Here is a 3,273-nt window from a genome sequence, read left to right as displayed (position 1 = left end):
TTCGGTGTGGGCTTTGCTTTTTGTGTCAGAAAACTATCTCTCCCCTTTTTCGCTCAGCGCGATTTTCAGCTCCCTTACTTATTTAGAAAGCTCTTATTTTTCTAAAAGGCTCATATTCACTCAGCTCGAGATGAATTACTGAGTATTTTGTTCGTTGTGTTCACTGATAAAAATACAACTGTATAGATTTATTTACTGGGAAATGAGTTTTTGTTAATGAATAAATTCGACAATACAGTTAACTTTTAGTCATATAGTCTAATTAAATGATATTAGGTGAATATAGAAATTCAGGTAATATGATCTTGGTTCAAATTTAATAATAAACTCAAACCATATGGAATGATGTTCTGTATGTGTTATTATCTCCGCGAGATAAGGAAGCACTACTGTATATGGAATGGATGCTGCCAACGAAATGGTGGCATTTGTGGAACAAGTGGAGCAACGTCATGAATAGAGACATATCTGAAAAGGCTTTAAATTATTTGTTGGCAGACAATCTAGAGGGGTACAAATCTCACCATCCCTTTGTGAAAGCGTCTTGGCTTGATGACGTTCTGCTTTCTATCCAAATGAATGCTGCCCGTTGTACAGAGTTTTTAGGGCAACAGGGAAGTGTGAGAGACGATCGAGAGTATGAATTGATCATGCAACAGTCTATCAAAGCTCGAAATGCGTTTGCCTGTGGTCTTTGGATGTCGAAAGAACCTCTCTATTATCAAATGCGTTTTTTTGAGAATGCCTCTAAAGATGAAGTCTCTTATCTTGTCACGGAAGTTTATCCTCACGTAGAACACGCGGATTTTGTACTTTCTGATTGCGGGGTGTGTTGGAATGATTACTCCCAAGAAATAAAACAGTGGTTGAACTCAGTGTTTTCATGTCCTTCAGCGGTTCAAGATGCAATTGAGCGGATGATGTCTGTTGATGGTTTAGTCAGTGATTCAGACCTGGCTCACTTTCTCAATCTCCAATATTCAAACGGCGTAGACTTGTTCGAACAATTTGATTTTCTCATCAAGATTTTACCAACAGATGAGCAAGGCGCATGGGTGGAGTCTGAGCTTTTAGAAGTAATGTTTACGAACCAGCGAGATTGTTTTGCTGACCATCACGGCTTTTATGAACGGTTGCCAATGACATTGGTTAAGAAAGCCTATCAGAGCGATCCAAACTTACCGTTTTGGTACAACAACATTCCATTACTGGCAAAACTGATTGAAGAAAGTGATGCAGTTGCGAATGCTGCGTTAAATCATGAAGATTTTAATGGATGCTCAGACAACGAAACGGAGAAATGTTGGCAATACACCATCTTATATATGCTGATAGAAAACAAGTGCCTGCGCGCGCTGGTTAAACTGAAATCTCTGTATCAGGGGCGTTATAATTTCTGGGGAAAGGCGGGGAAGTGCTTTTTTGAAGAAGACAATAACAAGGTCCTTCCTCAGCTTCAAAAGTACGGCTTAGTGTCCCGGGAAGAAAGGGAGCGATTTCAGTGCTAAGTAACCTGAACTCGGGATAACAACTTGCTTTATAATGGCTCTTTTCACCTAATACTGCGTTGAACCCTCTCCCAATAACCCGTTATTGGTTCGTGGTTTCGCCTTGTCTTAAGTGAAAATTTCTCATTAGAATGTCTCAATAGAAATATTTATTTATTTTAATGGGTTAGCTAACCTCTTATCCCGAGTTCAGGTTAAGTAACATGATCTCGGGATAACCATTCCAATACCCTCAGATATAAAAAACGACGGCGCGATGCCGTCGTTTTGCGTTTAAAGATATGACAAATTTATGCCTTCGATGTTTCTTGTGCTTCTTCTAACTCACAATCTTCAGCAATGAAACCACCCGTCTGGTGCGCCCACAATTGAGCGTAGATACCACCAGAGTTAACCAGCTCCTGGTGAGTGCCTTGTTCCACGATATTTCCTTTGTCCAGAACAATGAGTCGGTCCATGGCTGCAATGGTCGACAAACGGTGCGCAATTGCGATAACCGTTTTTCCTTCCATTAGCTCATTCAGGCTATGTTGAATGGCAGCTTCCACTTCAGAGTCAAGAGCAGAAGTCGCTTCGTCCATAATCAATAAAGGCGCATCCTTTAGCAGAACACGAGAGATAGCAATACGCTGGCGCTGACCACCAGATAACTTCACACCTCGCTCACCGACTTGCGCATCGTAACCCAAATTACCAAAAGGGTCGGTCAGCGTTTCAATAAACTCATGCGCTTGTGCCTGACGAGTTGCGTTGATCATGTGATCTTCAGTAGCATCTGGGTTTCCGTACAGGATATTATCTCGGATTGAGCGGTGTAACAGAGACGTATCTTGCGTCACCATTCCGATCTTACTGCGTAAGGAGTCCTGGGTAACTTCAGCGATGTTCTGACCGTCGATTTTAATCTTCCCGCCCTCAACATCGTGGAAACGGAGCAACAGGTTTACCAAGGTGGATTTTCCTGCACCTGAACGCCCGACCAGACCGACTTTCTCACCCGGTTTAATATCAAGATTCAGATTGTTGATTACACCTTTATCTTCGCCGTAATGGAAACTCACGTCTTCGAACTGAATGCCGCCTTTTTCGACAGACAGATCTTTTGCATCTTTCTTATCTTCAATGGCAATGGGTTTGGAAAGTGTGTTTGCACCATCCATCACCGTACCCATGTTTTCAAACAGAGCCGTGATTTCCCACATGATCCACATAGACATGCCGTTGATGCGCAAAGCAAGTGCAATGGCGATGGCAATCGCACCGACGCTAATGGCGTTGTCCATCCAAAGGAAAATAGACATACTTGCAACAGCAAAAACCATCAGATAATTAGACACTTCTACACACACGTCAAAACCAGTCACTAAGCGCATCTGGCGGTGTACCGTATCCAGAAAGCCCTTCATTCCTTCTTCAGCGTAAGCTGTTTCTCGTCTGCTGTGCGAGAACAGTTTAACCGTCGCGATGTTTGTGTAGCTGTCTACGATTCGTCCAGTCATGGTAGAACGTGCGTCAGCCTGCTCTGCCGCCACTTTTTTCAGACGAGGGACAAAGTAAATCTGAATGCTGACGTATGAAATAAGCCAAACCAGCATTGGCAGCATAAGTCGCCAGTCTGCCTGGGCAAGAATGACAACGATGGACGTGAAATACACAGTGACGTACACAAATACGTCAAAGGTTTTCATAACGGTTTCACGTACTGCCAGAGAGGTCTGCATAACCTTGGTGGCGACTCGCCCTGCAAAGTCGTCCTGATAAAATG

The 3,273-nt window shown here is 43.0% G+C and carries 2 protein-coding genes; one reads left to right on the top strand and one right to left on the bottom strand.

The features are described 5' to 3' along the window. The first annotated feature begins 452 nt into the window (after positions 1 to 452). Entirely contained in the window at positions 453 to 1,508 is a 1,056-nt protein-coding gene (locus RH89_RS13845; protein WP_004402920.1) for a hypothetical protein, read from the top strand. 290 nt (positions 1,509 to 1,798) lie between these two features. On the opposite strand, the gene RH89_RS13840 is transcribed toward RH89_RS13845, so the two are convergent. Beyond that, positions 1,799 to 3,273, bottom strand: a 1,475-nt coding sequence (locus RH89_RS13840) for an ABC transporter ATP-binding protein (protein ID WP_004402918.1), incomplete at its 5' end; no start/stop codon positions are given.

This window comes from Vibrio nigripulchritudo ATCC 27043 (assembly GCF_000222685.1).
Classification (GTDB): domain Bacteria; phylum Pseudomonadota; class Gammaproteobacteria; order Enterobacterales; family Vibrionaceae; genus Vibrio; species Vibrio nigripulchritudo.
Note: the sequence above shows the minus strand (reverse complement) of the source record. Positions and strands in the feature narration are given on the sequence as shown.

Excerpts from the sequence above, each read along its gene's own strand:
- RH89_RS13845 (WP_004402920.1), top strand. The coding sequence starts at position 453 with ATGAATAGAGACATATCTGAAAAGGCTTTAAATTATTTGTTGGCAGAC.